This is a genomic window from Pseudomonas sp., assembly GCF_049300855.1.
GTDB lineage: Bacteria > Pseudomonadota > Gammaproteobacteria > Pseudomonadales > Pseudomonadaceae > Aquipseudomonas.
Map to the genome: position 1 here is coordinate 205,263 of NZ_JBAQKH010000054.1, position 18,186 is coordinate 223,448.

14 protein-coding genes are annotated in these 18,186 nt (G+C 61.5%); 9 read left to right on the forward strand and 5 right to left on the reverse strand.

Translation table 11 applies throughout. The features are described 5' to 3' along the window. Positions 1–84 precede the first annotated feature (84 nt). Positions 85–534 (reverse strand): Cd(II)/Pb(II)-responsive transcriptional regulator, encoded by a 450-nt coding sequence (cadR, locus tag WA225_RS26175; RefSeq protein ID WP_064116305.1) that lies wholly within the window; start codon positions 532–534, stop codon positions 85–87. Between the two features lie 85 nt (positions 535–619). Between cadR and WA225_RS26180 the strand changes: the two genes are divergently transcribed. The 7 genes from WA225_RS26180 to WA225_RS26210 all read left to right on the forward strand — a co-directional run bounded on the left by WA225_RS26180 (position 620) and on the right by WA225_RS26210 (position 9,730). Next, positions 620–2,932, forward strand: a complete 2,313-nt coding sequence (locus WA225_RS26180) for a heavy metal translocating P-type ATPase (RefSeq protein ID WP_422610214.1) — start codon at positions 620–622, stop codon at positions 2,930–2,932. 13 nt (positions 2,933–2,945) lie between these two features. Then, positions 2,946–3,809, forward strand: coding sequence for a LysR family transcriptional regulator (locus WA225_RS26185; RefSeq protein WP_422610215.1), 864 nt, complete (start codon positions 2,946–2,948; stop codon positions 3,807–3,809). A 221-nt stretch (positions 3,810–4,030) separates the two neighbouring features. Then, the gene (locus WA225_RS26190) at positions 4,031–5,107 is read left to right on the forward strand and encodes a putative 2-aminoethylphosphonate ABC transporter ATP-binding protein (protein WP_016983207.1); all 1,077 of its coding nucleotides are present in this window, start codon (positions 4,031–4,033) and stop codon (positions 5,105–5,107) included. Continuing rightward, the gene (locus WA225_RS26195; protein WP_422610216.1) at positions 5,107–6,831 is read left to right on the forward strand and encodes a putative 2-aminoethylphosphonate ABC transporter permease subunit; all 1,725 of its coding nucleotides are present in this window, start codon (positions 5,107–5,109) and stop codon (positions 6,829–6,831) included. Before WA225_RS26190 ends, WA225_RS26195 begins: the two co-directional genes overlap by 1 nt. A gap of 35 nt (positions 6,832–6,866) precedes the next feature. Continuing rightward, a complete protein-coding gene (locus tag WA225_RS26200; RefSeq protein ID WP_207848367.1) occupies positions 6,867–7,892 on the forward strand; it encodes a putative 2-aminoethylphosphonate ABC transporter substrate-binding protein in 1,026 nt (341 codons plus the stop codon). A 144-nt stretch (positions 7,893–8,036) separates the two neighbouring features. Continuing rightward, positions 8,037–9,170 carry a TIGR03364 family FAD-dependent oxidoreductase gene (locus WA225_RS26205; protein ID WP_422610217.1) on the forward strand — a complete coding sequence of 378 codons (1,134 nt, stop codon included), beginning with the start codon at positions 8,037–8,039 and terminating at the stop codon, positions 9,168–9,170. After that, positions 9,170–9,730: a phosphonate degradation HD-domain oxygenase gene (locus tag WA225_RS26210; protein ID WP_422610218.1), complete on the forward strand. Its 561-nt coding sequence runs from the start codon at positions 9,170–9,172 to the stop codon at positions 9,728–9,730. The genes WA225_RS26205 and WA225_RS26210 overlap by 1 nt, the downstream gene beginning before the upstream one ends. Before the next feature lie 172 nt (positions 9,731–9,902). Here the strand turns inward: WA225_RS26210 and WA225_RS26215 are convergent, their stop codons facing one another. After that, a complete protein-coding gene (locus tag WA225_RS26215) occupies positions 9,903–11,288 on the reverse strand; it encodes a GTPase/DUF3482 domain-containing protein (protein WP_422610219.1) in 1,386 nt (461 codons plus the stop codon). Then, positions 11,281–12,660: a DUF2868 domain-containing protein gene (locus WA225_RS26220; protein ID WP_422610220.1), complete on the reverse strand. Its 1,380-nt coding sequence runs from the start codon at positions 12,658–12,660 to the stop codon at positions 11,281–11,283. The genes WA225_RS26215 and WA225_RS26220 overlap by 8 nt, the downstream gene beginning before the upstream one ends. 85 nt (positions 12,661–12,745) lie before the next feature. On the opposite strand from WA225_RS26220, the gene WA225_RS26225 reads away from it, so the two are divergent. Continuing rightward, complete coding sequence (locus tag WA225_RS26225; protein ID WP_422610221.1) at positions 12,746–13,258, forward strand: dihydrofolate reductase; 513 nt, start codon at positions 12,746–12,748, stop codon at positions 13,256–13,258. Between the two features lie 110 nt (positions 13,259–13,368). On the opposite strand, the gene WA225_RS26230 is transcribed toward WA225_RS26225, so the two are convergent. Next, positions 13,369–14,760 carry an L-cystine transporter gene (locus WA225_RS26230; RefSeq protein ID WP_038358898.1) on the reverse strand — a complete coding sequence of 464 codons (1,392 nt, stop codon included), beginning with the start codon at positions 14,758–14,760 and terminating at the stop codon, positions 13,369–13,371. Positions 14,761–15,002: 242 nt separating this feature from the next. Here WA225_RS26230 and WA225_RS26235 point away from each other — a divergent pair, with 242 nt between their 5' ends. Continuing rightward, entirely contained in the window at positions 15,003–16,064 is a 1,062-nt protein-coding gene (locus WA225_RS26235) for a haloacid dehalogenase-like hydrolase (RefSeq protein WP_422610222.1), read from the forward strand. A 171-nt stretch (positions 16,065–16,235) separates the two neighbouring features. On the opposite strand, the gene ilvD is transcribed toward WA225_RS26235, so the two are convergent. Next, complete coding sequence (gene ilvD, locus WA225_RS26240; protein ID WP_008088424.1) at positions 16,236–18,077, reverse strand: dihydroxy-acid dehydratase; 1,842 nt, start codon at positions 18,075–18,077, stop codon at positions 16,236–16,238. Between the last annotated feature and the right edge of the window lie 109 nt (positions 18,078–18,186).

Here is an 18,186-nt window from a genome sequence, read left to right on the forward strand (position 1 = left end):
TGACGCTCTGCGTCACTTTGGACGCGGAGCGTCCATGGCGGCATTCCCACGCGGAGCATGGGAACGAGCGTTATGCGGTGTTCTTTAGTGGCCGTGGCTGCGGCCTACATGGGAGTGTTCGACCTCGGTTGCGACAACCCCGCCACTCACTTCCAGCCGCTGCAAAATCCCGCATTGTTCCGCATCCGGCCCTTCGCCACAGCGCTGGCGCAGGTCGAGCAGTTGCGTCTGCAACGCCAACAACCCATCAATCCGCGCCTTAACATGCTGGATATGTTCGTCGATCAACGCATTGACGCTCTCGCACTGATCCTGCGGACTGTCGCGCAAAGTCAGCAGGCTGCGGATTTCTTCGAGGGTCATGTCGAGGGTGCGGCAGTTGCGGATGAAGGTCAGGCGTTCGGCGTGGGCCTGGGTGTAGACGCGGTAGTTGCCGTCGCTGCGGGCCGGTTCCGGCAGGAGGTTTTCGCGCTCGTAGTAGCGGATGGTTTCCACGGCGCAGTCGGTGAGTTTGGCCAGTTCTCCGATCTTCATGACGACAATCTCCAAAAAGGGTGCTTGACCCTATAGTGGCTACAGGGTCTTTACTTGGCAACAGGCACCTTCATGGACGCGACCAATGAGCGATTCTCAGCACACCCACAAGCCCGGCGACGGCCACGATCACAGTCATAAATTGCAGCCTGTGCATAAGCATCCCCATGGCGGCGATTCCTGCTGCGGGTCGAAAGTCGCAGCGCCGGCACCGGTGCATTCCCATGGCGACGACTCCTGCTGCTCGTCGACAGCCGCCGCGCCTGCGTTGGTGCAACTGAGCGAAAAGACCACCGCCGATGCGCGGCTGAGCAGTTTCCGTATCGAGGCGATGGACTGCCCGACCGAGCAGACGCTGATCCAGAACAAGCTCGGCAAACTCGCCGGCGTGCAGCAACTGGAATTCAACCTGATCAACCGCGTGCTCGGCGTGACCCACAATCTGCCGGGCACCGAACCGATCACCGAAGCGATCAAATCCCTCGGCATGCACGCCGAGCCGCTGGAGGCGGGCGTCGAAGCGCCAGCCCCGGCACCGGTTAAAAAACACTGGTGGCCGTTGGCGCTGTCCGGTGTGGGCGCCCTCGCTGCCGAAGTCATCCACTTCACCAACGCCGCACCGACCTGGGTGGTGGCGATCATCGCGCTGGTGTCGATCCTCAGCGGTGGCCTGACCACCTATAAAAAGGGCTGGATCGCCCTGAAGAACCGCAACCTCAACATCAATGCGCTGATGAGCATCGCCGTGACCGGCGCCATCTTCATCGGCCAATGGCCGGAAGCGGCGATGGTGATGTTCCTGTTCACCGTCGCCGAGCTGATCGAGGCGCGCTCGCTGGACCGTGCGCGCAATGCGATCAGCGGTTTGATGCAGATGACCCCAGAGCAAGCCACGGTGCTGCAGGCTGACGGCAGCTGGATTGAGCAGGACGTGAAAAGCGTCGAACTCGGCGCCCGCGTGCGAGTGAAACCCGGCGAGCGCATTGCGCTGGACGGCGAAGTAGTCAGCGGCAGTTCGACCATCGATCAGGCGCCGATCACCGGGGAAAGCCTGCCGGTGGAAAAAACCGTCGGTGACAAAGTCTTCGCCGGCACCATCAACCAGGCCGGTTCGCTGGAGTACGCGGTGACCGCAGCGGCGAACAACTCGACTCTGGCGCGCATCATTCACGCTGTTGAACAAGCCCAAGGCGCGCGTGCGCCGACCCAGCGCTTCGTCGATCAATTCTCGAAAATCTACACGCCCGTGGTGTTCGTCTTTGCCTTGGCCGTGGCGATCATTCCGCCGCTGTTCATGGGCGCTGTGTGGTTCGACTGGATCTACCGCGCGCTGGTGTTGCTGGTGGTTGCATGTCCATGCGCACTGGTGATTTCCACCCCGGTGACCATCGTCAGCGGCCTCGCGGCAGCGGCGCGCAAAGGCATTCTGGTCAAGGGCGGCGTGTATCTGGAGGGCGGTTTCAAACTCGATTATCTGGCGCTGGACAAAACCGGCACGATCACCCACGGCAAACCGGTGCAGACCGATTACCTTTCCCTAGATCCAACCGCCGATGCCACGGCGCCGGCCATCGCTGCAGCATTGGCCGGTCGCTCCGATCACCCGGTGTCGCTGGCCATCGCCAACGCCGCTGTGGATAAAAACTTCGCCGCGCTGATTGTGGATAACTTCGAAGCACTGGGCGGGCGTGGCGTCAAAGGCGACATCAACGGCCAGACCTACCATTTGGGCAACCATCGTCTGGTCGAAGAACTCGGCCTGTGCTCGCCGGCACTGGAAGAAAAACTCTTCGCGCTGGAGAAGCAGGGCAAATCCGTGGTGCTGCTGCTCGACAGCTCTGGCCCGCTGGCACTGTTCGCCGTGGCTGACACGGTCAAGGAAACCAGCCGCGAAGCGATCCGCCAATTGCACGAACTCGGGGTGAAAACCCTGATGCTCACCGGCGATAACGTCCACACTGCCCAGGCGATTGCCGCGCAGGTCGGCATCGACGAAGCGCGTGGTGACTTGCTGCCGACCGACAAACTGCAAGCCATCGAAGACCTTTATGCACAAGGTCGGCGGGTCGGCATGGTCGGCGACGGCATCAACGACGCGCCGGCACTGGCCCGCGCCGAGATCGGTTTCGCCATGGCCGCTGCCGGTACCGATACGGCGATTGAAACCGCTGATGTCGCCCTGATGGACGACGATCTGCGCAAGATCCCGGCCTTCATCAGTCTGTCGCGCAACACCGCGAGCATTCTGAAACAGAACATCGCGCTGGCTTTGGTGATCAAGGTTATCTTTCTTGCGGTAACCTTCGCCGGGCTCGCCACCATGTGGATGGCGGTGTTCGCCGACATGGGCGTGAGCCTGTTGGTGGTGTTCAACGGTTTGCGCCTGCTGCGCAAATAGATGAGGAAAGGTTGTGCTGAGTGCCGAGCTGAAAGCGTTTTACATGGTCGCCCGCCTGGGCAGCATCACGCTGGCGGCGAAAAAACTCGGCCTCAGCCAACCCACCGTGACCACGCAGATCCGCCATCTGGAAAGTCAGTATTCGGTGGAGTTGTTCTACCGTGGCGGCCGGCGTCTGAGCGTCAGTGATGAAGGTGCGCGGTTGCTGCCGATGGTCAAGACGCTGCTGCAGCAAGAGGCGGACATCGAGTTTTTCCTGCGCAACAGCGGTCAGGTGCAGGGCACGTTGCGCATCGCCGCGACGGCGCCGTATTACATCCTCGATCTGGTGAAGACCTTCCGCGAGCGCTTGCCGCAGGTGGAAGTGTCGGTGGAAATCGGTAACTCGCAGCAGGTGCTCGAAGCGCTGGAGGATTATCGGGTCGACATCGCCGCGTCGTCGCAATTGCTGGATGACGCGCGGTTGATTCGCCGGGTGCTCGGGACGGATCCGCTGGTGCTGGCGGTGCATCGCAATCATCCGCTGGCGGCGCAGGAGCATGTCGCGTTGAGTGCGCTTGCCGGGCATACGTTGTTGATGCGCGAGTCGGGCTCGACCACGCGGCGGCTGACTGAAGAGTTGTTGGCGACGGCCGGGGTGAGTTTCGGGCCGTTGTTGGAGATTGGTAGTCGTGAGTCGATTCGTGAGGCGGTGTTGCGCAATATCGGTATCAGCATTATTGCGCGGCAGGAAGTGCCGCACGATCCGCAGTTGCGCGTGTTGACGATCGAGAATGCGCCGCAGATTCCTGAATACCTTTACTGCCTCAAGGAGAGGAAGGCGGCGCGGTTGCCAGCGGCGTTTCTTGGGTTGGCGCAGGAAATGTCTCCCGCGTAATGATCGTTCCCACGCTCTGCGTGGGAATGCAGCCCGGGACGCTCTGCGTCCCAAGAGCTGAACGCGGAGCGTCCGATGAGGCATTCCCACGCGGAGCGTGGGAACGATCTTTGGTGAACCAAAATCCCCGAATACCACTATCGGCCGTTTTTGCCTTGTTGCCACATGACGGACGCATTACAACTCTAGGATTGGCCTCATCTGCTTGATGAGGTCTGTCCATGAATCCTGCCATCGCAACTGCCCTGACCAACCCCGGTGCGCCGATGAAAGTGCGCGGCGTGCAGAAACGCTTCGGCGCGTTCACCGCACTGGATAACGTCTCCCTCGACGTCGCTGCTGGTGAACTGGTGTGCCTGCTCGGCCCGTCGGGCTGCGGCAAAACCACCTTGCTGCGCTGCATCGCCGGTCTGGAAAAACAGGACAGCGGCGAGCTGTACCTCGGTGATCGCGACGTCTCGCACCTCGCCCCGCAAGCCCGTGACTACGGGATTTTGTTCCAGTCCTACGCGCTGTTCCCCAATCTGACCGTCGAAGCGAACATTGCCTATGGCCTCGCCGGCAGCGGTCGCGACGAAGTACGCCGCCGTGTCGGGCAGATGCTCGAACTGGTCGGCCTCACCGGCAGCGAGAAAAAATATCCCGGCCAATTGTCCGGCGGCCAACAGCAACGCGTGGCGCTGGCCCGCGCTTTGGCACCGGCACCGTCGCTGCTGTTGCTCGATGAACCGATGTCGGCGCTCGACGCCCGGGTCCGCGAGCATCTGTGCACCGAACTGCGCCAGCTGCAACGCAACCTCGGCATCACCACCCTGATGGTCACGCACAATCAGGACGAAGCCATGCTCATGGCCGACCGTATCGCGGTGATGAACAACGGTCGCGTCGAGCAATACGCCACCCCGCAGGAAATCTACAACCGCCCGGCCACGCCGTTCGTGGCCGAGTTTGTCGGGCAGGGCAACTGGCTGCCGTTCCAGCGCAGCAGCGACAGCCACGCGCAGGTCGGCGGAATGAACCTGCGCCTCAGCGACGGCAGCGTTCAGCGCGCCTCGGGTCGTTTGTTCTGCCGCCCGGAAGCGATCAACGTCAATCCGCCGGTGCACGAAGAAAACCTGTTTCCGGCCAAAGTCCGCGAAATCACCTTCCTCGGTAATCGTTGCCGCATGAGCTTTGAACTCGATCAATTGCCGGGCCACGCGCTGCTCGCCGAACTCGCCCCGGAAGCCATGCCGCGCCTCGGCGCCCAGCAGATCATGGTCGCCTTGCCGCCGCGCAGTCTGCAGGTGTTTGCCTGATGAACAGCAACCTCGCGCTGCCGCTACCGCACAAGCAGGTGCGACAGACCTCCAAAGCCGAGATCGGCGATCGTATTTTTGTTGTCGGCGGCAAAGTCCTTCTGCTGCTGTTGCTCGGCGTCGCGGTGTTGCTGCCGTTGCTGGCGATCTTCTGGCGTGGCTTTAGTAATGAGGCCGGGCAGGGCGGTGGCTGGATCGCAGCGAAGGAAATGGTCACCAGCGAGAACTTCCACTGGCTGCTCGGCAACAGTCTGAAAGTTTCCCTCAGCGTTGCGGCCATCGTCGTACCGCTGGCTTACCTGTTTGCCTACGCGCTGCAACGCACGTTGATTCCGGCGAAAGGCATCTGGCGCGGGATTTCCCTGCTGCCGCTGATGGCGCCGTCGATGCTGCCGGGGATTGCGCTGGTCTATCTGTTCGGCAACCAAGGCATGTTGCGCGGGCTGCTCTCGGACAACATTTATGGGTTTTGGGGGATTGTGCTGGGTGAGGTGATTTACACCTTTCCCCATGCGCTGATGATTTTGCTCTCCGCATTGTCGCTGGCCGATGCGCGACTGTTTGATGCGGCGTCGAGCATGGGCGCCAGTCCGGCCAAGGCGTTTCGCAGCATCACCTGGCCGGCCACTCGCCAGGCTGTGTTTGCCGCATTCTGTCTGGTGTTCACCCTGACCATCACCGATTTCGGCGTGCCGGTGGTGGTCGGTGGCGACTATCAAGTGCTGGCGTTGGAGGCCTACAAAGCCGTGGTCGGCCAACAACAATTCGGTCGCGGCGCGTTGATCGGCATGGTGCTGTTGCTGCCGGCGCTGTTCAGCTTCGGTGTCGATGCCTGGCTGCGCCGCCGTCACGGTGACTCCATGAGCGGGCGGGCGCAGGTGTTCAAACCGGCGCCGTCGAAGCTGCGCGATGGCTGCTATCTGGCGATTGTTTTGCTGATCAGCGCCGCGTTGATTCTGGTGTTCGGCATGGCGGTGTTCTCCTCCTTGGTGAAATTCTGGCCGTACAACCTGTCGCTGTCGCTCAACCACTATCAGTTCAACGAAACCGCCGGCGGTGGCTGGCTGGCCTACAGCAACAGCCTGAAGATGGCCTTGGGCACGGCACTGATCGGCAGCGTGCTGATCTTCACCGGCGCTTACCTGATGGAGAAAACCCGCAGCCAACGCGGCCTCAATCTGGCCTTGCGCATGCTCAGCTTTGTGCCGATGGCGGTGCCGGGGCTGGTGCTCGGTCTGGGTTACGTCTTCTTCTTCAACCTCACCGGCAACCCGCTGCATGTGCTGTACGGGACGATGACGCTGCTGATTGTCTGCACCATTGCGCACTACCTGACCACTGCACAAATGACCGCGACCACTGCACTGCGTCAACTCGACGCCGAATTTGAAGCCGCTGCGTTGTCGCTGAAGGCGCCGCTGTATCGGCATTACTTGCGCGTCACCGTGCCGATCTGCCTGCCGGCGCTGCTCGACATAGTGCGCTACCTGTTCGTCTCGGCGATGACCACCGTGTCGGCAGCGATCTTCCTCTACAGCCCCGACACCATCCTCGCGGCGGTCGCGGTGCTGAACATGGATGACGCCGGCAACGTTGGCGGCGCGGCGGCGATGTCGACCCTGATTCTGTTCACCTCGGCGGGCGTGTCCCTGCTGCTGGCGTGGGCTTCGCGCGGCTTGCTGCGCCGTTCTCAAGCCTGGCGGCAAACCACGCCTGGTCACTGATTCACACCCTCAACTCAAAAGACAGGATACCGATCATGTTCAAGCCTATGGCCCTGGCCGCTGCTGTGCTCGCTACTTTCAGCCTGAATGCCTTCGCGGCAAAAACCGAGTTGACGGTGTACACCGCCCTCGAAGCCGAGCAACTGACCGCCTACAAAGCCGCGTTCGAAAAGGCCAACCCGGACGTCGAGATCAAATGGGTGCGTGATTCCACCGGGATCATCACCGCCAAACTGCTCGCCGAAAAGGCCCGTCCGCAGGCTGACGCGGTGTGGGGCCTGGCGGCTTCGAGCCTGGCGATCCTCGATCAGCAAGGCATGCTGCAAAGCTACGCGCCGAAGGATCTCGGCAAGATCGGCGCGAACTACCGCGACGCCGCCAACCCGCCAGCCTGGGTCGGTATGGACGTCTGGGCCGCAACGATTTGCTTCAACACCGTCGAAGCCGAGAAGCAGGGCCTGACTAAACCGGTGAGCTGGCAGGATCTGACCAAGCCTGAGTACAAAGGCAAGATCGTCATGCCGAACCCGGCGTCGTCCGGCACCGGTTTCCTCGACGTCAGCGCCTGGCTGCAAACCTTTGGCGAGAAGCAGGGCTGGGCGTACATGGACGGTCTGCACCAGAACATCGGCCAATACGTTCACTCCGGTTCCAAGCCTTGCAAACTGGCGGCGGCGGGGGAGTTCCCGATCGGGATTTCCTTTGAATACCCAGCCGTACAGCTGAAGCGTCAGGGCGCGCCACTCGACATCATCCTGCCGAAGGAAGGTCTGGGCTGGGAGATCGAAGCGACTGCGGTGATCAAAGGCACGCCGCATGAAGACGCGGCGAAGAAACTGGCTGACTTCTCGGCGAGTGCTGAGGCGATGGATCTGTACAAGGAGAACTTTGCTGTTCTTGCACAGCCAGGGATCGCCAAGCCGCAGACCGAATTGCCGGCGGATTATGAGCAACGCCTGATCAAGAACGACTTTGCCTGGGCCTCGAAGAATCGCGACGAGATCCTGACCGAGTGGCGCAAGCGCTATGACGGCAAGTCCGAGAAAGTCGTCGCCAAGTAAGATCTTTATCGACTGACAGGGCCCCTTCGCTGGCAAGCCAGCTCCCACAGTGATTCGTGGTGGACGCAGATTTTGTGAACACCTCTAAACCGTGTGGGAGCTGGCTTGCCAGCGATGACGGCCTCTCATTCAGAGCACCTCTAAATGACACAACACAAAGACCTGCTCATCGTCGGCGCCGGCATCCTCGGCCTGTCCCACGCCTACGCCGCCGCCAAACGTGGCCTCAAAGTCGCCGTCTTCGAACGCACCGCCACGCCGCTGGGCGCTTCGGTGCGCAACTTCGGCCAGGCGCTGGTCACCGGCCAGCCACCCGGCCAAATGCTCGAACTGGCCAAGGCCAGCCGCGAGATCTGGGGCGACTGGGCGCAACTCGCCGGCCTGCAAATCAAACGCAACGGCTCCTATTTGTTCGCCCGCACCGAAGCCGAAGAACACCTGCTCGAAGCCTTCTGCAACGGCCGCGCCGTGGAGCACGGTTACAACATTCAATTGCTGCGCGGCGCGGCACTGCGCGACTTGTACAAAGGCCAGTTCAGTCATCACCGCGCCGCCCTTCATGGCATCGACGATCAACAGCTGTACTCGCGCGAAGCGATTCCAGCGCTGATCGCTTACCTGCGCCGCGACCTCGGTGTCGAATTTCACTTCTCGACACTGGTGCGCGACGTCGAACCCGGGCGCCTGCACAGCACCGCCGGCAGCTTTACCGCCAGGCAGATCATCGTCTGCTCCGGCCACGACTATCAGACTCTGCTGGCCGAACCGATCGCGGCGCTCGACCCGCAAATCTGCCGCCTGCAAATGCTCCGCGCCAAACCGCAGATCGATCTGAATCTGCAACACGCCTTGCTCACCGGCCTCAGCTGCGTGCATTACGGCGCCTTCGCCGATCTGCCGGAAGCGGCGGCGGTGCAGGCGCAAATCCTCCGCGAACAACCGCACCTGCACGACAACGGCATCCACCTGTTGATCAGCCCGACGCCCTACGGCGAACTGATCATCGGCGACTCGCACCATTACGGCAGCGACCCTTCACCGTTCAACGCCGAGCAAGTGGATAACTGGATGATCGAGTTGGCCGAGCAGACGCTGGGCTGCAAGGTGCAAGTGGTCGAGCGCTGGCAGGGCGTCTATGGTTCTCGGGGGCCGGGGCCGTTTTCGTTGCTGCGCCCGGCAGCGGGATTGAGTGTGGCGCTGATGCACACCGGCGTCGGCATGAGCGTCGGCCCGGCGCTGGCTGAACGCAACGTTGCACAGTTGCTGGAGGAAATTTGATGACAGGTCACGAGCAAGTCGTTGCCCGCGTATTCGGGTTGTATGAACGCTTTGGCACTCACGATTACATCGGCGAACCGGTGTCGCAGATCGAGCACATGTCCCAGGCTGCCGAACTGGCGATCGCCGAGGGCTTTGATGATGAAGTGGTGCTCGCGGCGTTCTTCCATGACATCGGCCATCTGTGTGCCGAGGGCGCAGAGAACATGGGCGGGTATGGCGTGGTCAGCCATGAACGGCTGGGCGCGGATTATTTGCGTGAGGCCGGTTTCAGCGAGCGCATGGCGCGGCTGGTGGAATATCACGTGCAGGCCAAGCGGTATCTGACGTTGCGTGAGCCGGGGTATTTTGATCGGCTGAGTGAGGCGAGCCGGCGGACGCTGGCGTATCAGGGCGGGGTGATGACCGAGGCTGAGGCGGACGTGTTTGAGCGCGATCCGTTGTGTGCGGTGAGTTTGCGGATGCGCCAGTGGGATGAGCTGGCGAAGGAGAGGGCGGTGCCGGTGATTGATCTGGCGGTGCTGAAGCGCAAGGCTGAGGTTTTGTTGTCGGCCGGGTGATTGCGACCCTCACCCCAGCCCTCTCCCAGAGGGAGAGGGAGCCGACCGTGTTGTTCTTGGGCCATACATCGACCTGAGATATCCAGTCGAACTCAGGTTTGAAAAGCATGAAGATCGGCTCCCTTCCCCCTCTACCCCTTGGGGGAGAGGGCTGGGGTGAGGGGGTAGCGATCTAAAGCTCCAGCACCCGATCAACCAACCCCTCAATCTGCTCCTGCCTTTCCCCCTGATTCAACTTCGCCTGCGGATTCAACGACGACCACTGCGGATGCGCCCGCGCCTTGTTCAGCGCCTCGGGCAATTTGCCCTCACGCCAGGTTTTATCCTGCGGCGTCGCCACCTGAACCGCATCCATCGCCGCATGCCCACGCTGATCCAGCGCCAATACCAACTGCCGCTGGCGCAACGCCAACAGCCGCAACACCCCGTCATCCACCGTCAGCTCGCGCTGGCCTTTGATCTTGCCCAGCAACCGGCTGCCATAACTGCGCGCCGTCTGCAGCGCACCACCGGCAATCGCCCCCGCCAGCGCCGCCGCACCAAGGGTAATCCCGCCAACCAGCAAATCCACACCCGCCCCCGCAGCCGCACCGGCAGCAATACCGCCGCCCACTCGCACACCGAGTTGCTTCAAGGTTTCCGGGTTGAACAGATCATCACCCCAGCGCCCATCCAGCAACGGCAAATCACTCGCCGCCGCATCCTGCGGACGAAACGCATACAGCTTGAGCAGCGCCTCCACACACTTCTGCTCACGCTGGCGCACAGCCTTGCGCAGTTCACTGATCGCTTGCTGTTCCTGCTCGGCTTCGCTGACCACACTACGCCGACAAGCCGCGCAATCGATCAGCAACTCAGCAATCAACCGCGCCGCACTTTGCTGCCGCGCGAGGCGCTGAGCCTGTTGATCAGCAATCAAGCGTTCCAGTTGCGGACGGGCATTTTCCAGCAGCAGCGCCAGACTTTCATACAGGCGCCGTTCGCCATCTTCCGGCGGCGCGACACTGTCGAAACGCACCAGCGCATGCAGCCCGAGCCGCGCCAACGCCTCACGCCAGTCCGGTTCACGATGGTTGGCGCTGCTGACGAAATTCAGCACCGGCAGCAACGGTTTGCCGCAACTGGCGAGCACTTCCAGTTCATCGCGGTACTTGGCCAGCACCGGTTCGCGTGCATCGATCACATACAAACCGGCGTCGGAAGCGAGCAGTTGCCGCAGCACTTTGGCTTCTTGCTCAAAGCGCTGGCGTGCCTCGCTGCCGTCGAGAAACCGCGCCAGTCGCGCCGGGCCATCAAGGCGTTCGCCGGGGCGTTCCAGACGTTCGAGAAAGTCGAGCAGGGCGATGGCGTCTTCTAGCCCCGGCGTGTCGTAGAGATCGAGCAACGGCTCGCCGTCCACCGACAACCGCGCACCCTCGACATGCCGCGTGGTGCTCGGGCGATGGGACACTTCGCCGAAGCCGACATCGCGGGTCAGCGTGCGCAGCAGCGAGGTCTTGCCAACGTTTGTGTGGCCGACCACTGCAAGTTTCAGCGGCGCTTTCCAGGCATCAGTCATGGCCAGTCTCCAGCCAGTTCAACGGCGCGCAATCGGCGAACGGCAACTCCAGTTGTTGCAGCGCTATGTGCCAGTCGCCGAGGCGTTCGGCGTCCAGCGCTTCGCCGGGCGGCGCTTGCAGCAGCCAGACGCGGGTTTCCCCGGCATTGCGCGCCAGTTCTGCGATCAACGCGAGGCTGCCGCGATCCGGCGAGCGCCGTGGGTCGCAGGCAATTGCCAGACGTGCCGGCGGAAAGCGACTGAGTTGTTCGAGCAGTTTGTGGCGCGATTCGCGGCTGTCGAGGATGCCGGCATTGCTGACGTTTTTCGGCAGCGCGGGCGGCCATGGGCGTTGTTCGTCGAGTTCAATCGCGACCACCAACGCGCCTTCGCTAACCAGTTCGCCAACGCCGCTTTCGACACGGTGCAATTGCGCAGGCTCCGGGTCGTTGACGCCGAGGCGTTCGCTGGTCGGCATCAGGCGTTCACGCAATTGCGCGTAGCCGGGCAGGTTCAGTTCCAGACGCAAGCGATCACGTCCACGCTTCCAGCGCCAACGGCAGAACAGCATCAGCAGCAGGCGGGGGAGCACGCCATAGATCAGCACCGCGCCGACCAGCCATATCGCCCACATCTGGCGAACCAGGACGCGGTTGTAATCGGTGTCCAGCGTCACGCGGATCATGTCCACGCTCGGCGCACTCCAGCCCAGCGCATGGGGAATAACCGTCAACGCATCAGTCAGTGCCGCAAAAAAGTCTGCGCCCAGCAGCGTGCTTTCCCAGATGAAGTCATATTGCCGAGTGGCCATCATCAATATCAGCGTGCTTAGCGCGCTGAACATGATCAGCAGCCACAGGCCATTGACCAGCGTGCCAATCGCCCAACGATTGAGTTTGTGGCGTTGCAGCAAGACCAGCAATGCGGGGGGCAACTGCGCGGCTTTGGCGTCCCGGGCAAATTTTTCGCTGAGCCACAGCCACAGGCGGCCGAGCGCAGCAGCATGTTCGCCAGCGAATAGCAGGCCGAATGCCCAGCTCAGCAGCAGGATCAGATTGACCCCGAGCAAGGTGCCCAGCGCCCAGAAAATGTTCACCGCTCGCGTACCGTCGCCGAGCGCAGAAAATGCCATGCCAGCCCCGGTGACGCAGGCCAGAAGCGCCATCAGCACCAGCGCCAGGCGCGCGCCTTGCAGCCAGTGTTTGAGAGCTGCGGTCAGCCCGTCACGCTCGGCCAGCCACAACGCCCGGCGCTGAATACGGCTCGGCAGATCACCGCCGGAGGTGCGCGCCAGTCGGTTGGCTTCAAGATCATCCAGGGGACCGGCATGTTCTTCGCGCAGCCGCACGGTCTCGGTGAGCCAGAGGTTTTGCAGTGGAGTCAGTTCAGTCACGCGGCATCCCGTCGCTCAATTGAGCGCTGAGCATAACCGCTGTGGCGCTTATCGGGGTAAGCGCGGCTCTGGTATCCTCGCCGGCATGACTAAATCACTTCCCCTCAGCCTGATCGCAGCCCTCGGTGAAAACCGCGTGATCGGCGTCGACAACAGCATGCCCTGGCACCTGCCGGGGGACTTCAAATACTTCAAGGCCACGACCTTGGGCAAGCCGATCATCATGGGTCGCAAGACCTGGGATTCGCTTGGTCGACCATTGCCGGGGCGCCTGAATATCGTCGTTAGCCGTCAGGCCGATCTGGTGCTGGAAGGTGCGGAAGTCTATCCGTCGCTGGAAGCAGCCGTGGTTCGCGCCGAAGAGTGGGCGAAAGCGCAGGGCGTCGATGAGCTGATGCTGATTGGCGGCGCGCAGCTGTATGCGCAAGGGCTGGAGCAGGCGGATCGTCTGTATCTGACGCGCGTGGCGTTGAGCCCGGAAGGGGATGCGTGGTTTCCGGAGTTTGATTTGAACGACTGGAAACTGGTGTCGAACGTGCCGAATCCAGCTGAGGGCGACAAACCTGCCTACAACTTCGAAGTCTGGGAGCGCACATAGATCGTTCCCGCGCTCTGCGTGGGAATGCCTCAACGGACGCTCTGCGTCCAGGTGACGCGGAGCGTCACGGGCTGCGTTCCCACGCTGAGCGTGGGAACGATCATCTTGGCTTAAGCCTGAGCCAACTCCGCATGCTCATCGGCATCCAGCAGCGCTTTATCGGTCTGCTGCATCACCTGACTGGTAATCGCGCCAGCGGTGATCGAACCACTCACGTTTAACGCCGTACGCCCCATATCAATCAGCGGCTCGACCGAGATCAGCAACGCCACCAGTGACACCGGCAAGCCCATCGCCGGCAGCACGATCAGTGCCGCGAACGTCGCGCCGCCACCGACACCGGCCACACCGGCCGAACTCAACGTCACAATCGCCACCAACGTCGCGATCCACAGCGGATCCAGCGGGTTGATGCCCACGGTCGGCGCAACCATCACCGCCAACATCGCCGGGTACAAGCCCGCGCAACCGTTCTGGCCGATGGTCGCACCGAACGATGCGGCAAAACTCGCCACCGATTGCGGAATGCCCAGGCGACGGGTCTGCGCTTCAATGCTCAGCGGAATGCTTGCCGCGCTGGAACGGCTGGTGAACGCGAACGTCAGCACCGGCCAGATCTTGCGGAAGAAACGCAGCGGGTTGATCCCGGCCGCCGACACCAGCAAGCCATGAACCACGAACATCAGGCCCAGACCGAGGTACGAGACCACGACGAAACTGCCGAGCTTGATGATGTCCTGCAGGTTGGAACCGGCGACCACTTTGGTCATCAGCGCCAGCACGCCGTACGGGGTCAGCTTCATCACCAGGCGCACCAGACGCATCACCCAGGCTTGCAGGGTGTCGATGGCGTTGATCACTTTCTGACCTTTCTCGACGTCATCCTTGAGCAGTTGCAGTGCAGCAACCCCGAGGAATGCAGCGAAAATCACCACGCTGATGATCGAGGTCGGCTTGGCCCGCGCCAGATCGGCAAACGGGTTCTGCGGGATGAACGACAGCAGCAGTTGCGGCACATTGAGGTCGGCGACCTTGCCGGCGTAGTCAGTCTGAATGGTTTGCAGACGGGCCATTTCCTGCGTGCCAGCGACCAGACCTTCGGCGGTGAGGCCGAACAGGTTGGTCAGGCCGATGCCGATCAGCGCCGCAATCGCGGTGGTGAACAGCAGCGTGCCGATGGTCAGGAAGCTGATCTTGCCCAACGACGAGGCGTTGTGCAGGCGCGCCACGGCGCTGAGGATCGAGGCGAACACCAGCGGGATGACGATCATTTGCAGCAACTGCACGTAACCGTTGCCGACCAGATCGAACCAGCCGATCGAGGCTTTCAGCACCGGGTTGCCGGCACCGTAAACGGTGTGCAGGGCCACGCCGAACGCAACGCCCATCGCCAGTGCGAGCAGGACTTTTTTCGCCAGGCTCCAGGTGGTGTGGCGGGTTTGTGCCAGACCGAAGAGCAAGGCGAGGAACACCAGCAGGTTGAGAATCAACGGTAGGTTCATGAGAACTCCAGGAAAGACTTTGCCAACAGCCTTCCGGGGCTGCTGCGAACCGGCAAGCCTAACAGTTTGATTTGCAATGATTTAATACCGAAATGGCAGGTTGTCCGTCGTTTTTGGAATAAGCGCGTGTCGCTCTCGGCAATGCATCTGGCGCAAATAGCGGCGCGGGCGGTCGCTGACAGACGAGGACTGTCACACTTATTTGTTAGCGTCGATCTCTTTGAATCAGGGAGAAGAGGCTTATGAAGTTCGCACCGAAATTTCTGGCTGTCGCACTGACGGTGGGCATGGGTCTGGCGACTCAGGCCTTTGCCACCGACCTGAAACACTGGCCGGTGGATCAGGCCAAGGCGCTGGACGCGATGATCGCCGCCAATGCCAACAAAGGTAACTACGCGGTGTTCGACATGGACAACACCAGTTACCGCTACGACCTCGAAGAGTCCTTGTTGCCGTTCATGGAAAACAAGGGCCTGATCACCCGCGACAAACTCGACCCTTCCCTGAAACTGATGCCGTTCAAGGACACCGCCGACCACAAGGAAAGCCTGTTCAGTTACTACTATCGCCTCTGCGAAGTCGACGACATGGTCTGCTACCCGTGGGTGGCACAGGTGTTCTCCGGTTTCACCCTCAAAGAGCTGAAGGGCTACGTCGATGAGCTGATGGCTTCGGGCAAACCGGTGCCGGCGACGTATTACGAAGGCGATGTGGTCAAGAACCTCGACGTGCAGCCGCCGAAAATCTTCACCGGCCAGGTTGAGCTGTACAACAAGCTGATGGAAAACGGCATCGAGGTTTACGTGATGACCGCTGCTTCCGAGGAACTGGTGCGCATGGTCGCGGCGGATCCGAAGTACGGCTACAACGTCAAACCGCAGAACGTCATTGGCGTGACCACGCTGCTGAAGAACCGTGAAACCAACGAACTGACCACCGCGCGCAAGCAGATCACTGCCGGCAAATATGACGAGAAGGCCAACCTTGGGCTCGAACTGACGCCGTATCTGTGGACGCCGGCGACGTGGATGGCCGGCAAGCACGCAGCGATCCTCACCTACATCGATGAATGGAAAAAACCGGTATTGGTCGGTGGTGATACCCCGACCAGCGACGGTTACATGCTGTTCCACGATGTCGATGTGGCCAAGGGCGGGATTCACCTGTGGATCAACCGCAAAGACAAGTACATGACGCAGTTGAACGGCATGATGGCCAAGCACGCAGCGGCGCAGGCGAAAGAAGGGTTGCCGGTGACGGCGGACAAGAACTGGGTGATCGTCAAGCCGGAGGAGATTCAGTAAGCCGCAGAATCCCCTGTAGGAGCTGCCGAAGGCTGCGATCTTTGATCGTTCCCACGCTCTGCGTGGGAATGCAGCCCGTGACGCTCCGCGTCCCTTGAGACATTCCCACGCAGAGCGTGGGAACGATCAGCCCCCCACTTGGCGGGGCATATTTTGTTCGACGGTTAAGACTTACAGACCGTCGAGCATCGCTTTGTTACGCACAGCACCTTTGTCGGCACTGGTCGCCAACAGGGCGTAAGCCTTGAGGGCGGTGGTCACTTTGCGTGGACGGATCTCGACCGGTTTCCAGCCTTTCTTGTCCTGCTCGGCGCGGCGTGCCGCCAGTTCTTCGTCGCTGACCAACAGGTTGATCGAGCGGTTCGGAATGTCGATCAGCACTTTGTCGCCGTCCTGTACCAGACCGATCGCACCGCCGGCTGCAGCTTCTGGCGAAGCGTGACCGATGGACAGGCCCGACGTGCCGCCGGAGAAACGCCCGTCGGTGAGCAATGCGCAGGCTTTGCCCAGGCCTTTGGATTTCAGGTACGAGGTCGGGTAGAGCATTTCCTGCATGCCCGGGCCGCCTTTCGGGCCTTCGTAGCGAATGATGACGATGTCGCCAGCCTTCACTTCGTCAGCAAGAATGCCGCGCACGGCGCTGTCCTGGCTTTCGAAAATCTTCGCGTTGCCTTCGAAGACGTGGATCGATTCGTCGACACCGGCGGTTTTCACCACGCAACCGTCGAGGGCGATGTTGCCGTACAGCACGGCCAAACCACCTTCTTGCGAATAGGCGTGTTCGAAGCTACGGATGCAGCCGTTTTCACGGTCGTCATCCAGGGTTTCCCAACGGGTCGACTGGCTGAACGCCGTCTGCGTCGGGATACCGGCAGGGCCAGCCTTGAAGAAGTGATGCACTGCTTCATCGGTGGTCTGGGTGATGTCCCACTTGGCGATGGCTTCTTCCATGCTGCGACTGTGCACGGTCGGCAGGTCGGTGTGCAGCAGACCGCCACGGGCCAGCGAGCCGAGGATGCTGAAAATGCCGCCAGCGCGGTGCACGTCTTCCATGTGGTACTTCTGGATGTTCGGCGCGACTTTGCACAGCTGTGGAACGGTGCGCGAAAGACGGTCGATGTCGCGCAGGTCGAAATCGATCTCGGCTTCCTGGGCGGCCGCGAGCAAGTGCAGGATGGTGTTGGTCGAACCGCCCATGGCGATGTCGAGCATCATCGCGTTCTCGAACGCCTTGAAGTTGGCGATGTTGCGCGGCAATACCGACTCGTCGTTCTCGCCGTAGTAACGCTTGCACAGCTCGACGATGGTGCGGCCAGCCTGCAGGAACAGTTGCTCGCGGTCGCTGTGGGTGGCGAGGGTCGAACCGTTGCCCGGCAAGGCGAGGCCGAGCGCTTCGGTCAGGCAGTTCATCGAGTTGGCGGTGAACATGCCCGAGCATGAACCGCACGTCGGGCAGGCGCTGCGCTCGTACTCGGCAACTTTCTCGTCAGAAGCGCTTTCGTCGGCGGCGATCACCATGGCGTCGACGAGGTCGAGGCCGTGGGAAGCGAGTTTGGTCTTGCCGGCTTCCATCGGACCGCCGGAAACGAAGATCACCGGAATGTTCAGGCGCAAGGCAGCCATCAACATGCCCGGGGTGATCTTGTCGCAGTTGGAGATGCACACAATGGCGTCGGCGCAGTGGGCGTTGACCATGTACTCGACGGAGTCGGCGATGATCTCGCGGCTCGGCAGCGAGTACAGCATGCCGTCGTGACCCATGGCGATGCCGTCATCCACGGCGATGGTGTTGAATTCTTTCGCTACACCGCCAGCGCGTTCGATTTCGCGGGCGACCAGTTGCCCCAGATCCTTCAGGTGCACGTGGCCCGGTACGAACTGGGTGAACGAGTTGGCAATGGCGATGATCGGCTTTTTGAAGTCGTCATCTTTCATCCCGGTGGCGCGCCACAGTGCGCGGGCGCCGGCCATGTTGCGGCCGTGGGTGGATGTTTTCGAGCGGTAATCTGGCATGGAGCACTCCGGGCGGCTAATCAGGTACTAAATGGGAGTGAGCTTCTATTGACCTCTGGAACACTCAGAAATGGCCGTGTGTCCGTGAAGTTGCCGATGACGTTGCGGG

Excerpts from the sequence above, each read along its gene's own strand:
- cadR (WP_064116305.1), bottom strand. The coding sequence starts at position 534 with ATGAAGATCGGAGAACTGGCCAAACTCACCGACTGCGCCGTGGAAACC.
- WA225_RS26180 (WP_422610214.1), top strand. The coding sequence starts at position 620 with ATGAGCGATTCTCAGCACACCCACAAGCCCGGCGACGGCCACGATCAC.
- WA225_RS26190 (WP_016983207.1), top strand. The coding sequence starts at position 4,031 with ATGAATCCTGCCATCGCAACTGCCCTGACCAACCCCGGTGCGCCGATG.
- WA225_RS26195 (WP_422610216.1), top strand. The coding sequence starts at position 5,107 with ATGAACAGCAACCTCGCGCTGCCGCTACCGCACAAGCAGGTGCGACAG.
- WA225_RS26200 (WP_207848367.1), top strand. The coding sequence starts at position 6,867 with ATGTTCAAGCCTATGGCCCTGGCCGCTGCTGTGCTCGCTACTTTCAGC.
- WA225_RS26205 (WP_422610217.1), top strand. The coding sequence starts at position 8,037 with ATGACACAACACAAAGACCTGCTCATCGTCGGCGCCGGCATCCTCGGC.
- WA225_RS26210 (WP_422610218.1), top strand. The coding sequence starts at position 9,170 with ATGACAGGTCACGAGCAAGTCGTTGCCCGCGTATTCGGGTTGTATGAA.
- WA225_RS26215 (WP_422610219.1), bottom strand. The coding sequence starts at position 11,288 with ATGACTGATGCCTGGAAAGCGCCGCTGAAACTTGCAGTGGTCGGCCAC.
- WA225_RS26225 (WP_422610221.1), top strand. The coding sequence starts at position 12,746 with ATGACTAAATCACTTCCCCTCAGCCTGATCGCAGCCCTCGGTGAAAAC.
- WA225_RS26230 (WP_038358898.1), bottom strand. The coding sequence starts at position 14,760 with ATGAACCTACCGTTGATTCTCAACCTGCTGGTGTTCCTCGCCTTGCTC.
- WA225_RS26235 (WP_422610222.1), top strand. The coding sequence starts at position 15,003 with ATGAAGTTCGCACCGAAATTTCTGGCTGTCGCACTGACGGTGGGCATG.
- ilvD (WP_008088424.1), bottom strand. The coding sequence starts at position 18,077 with ATGCCAGATTACCGCTCGAAAACATCCACCCACGGCCGCAACATGGCC.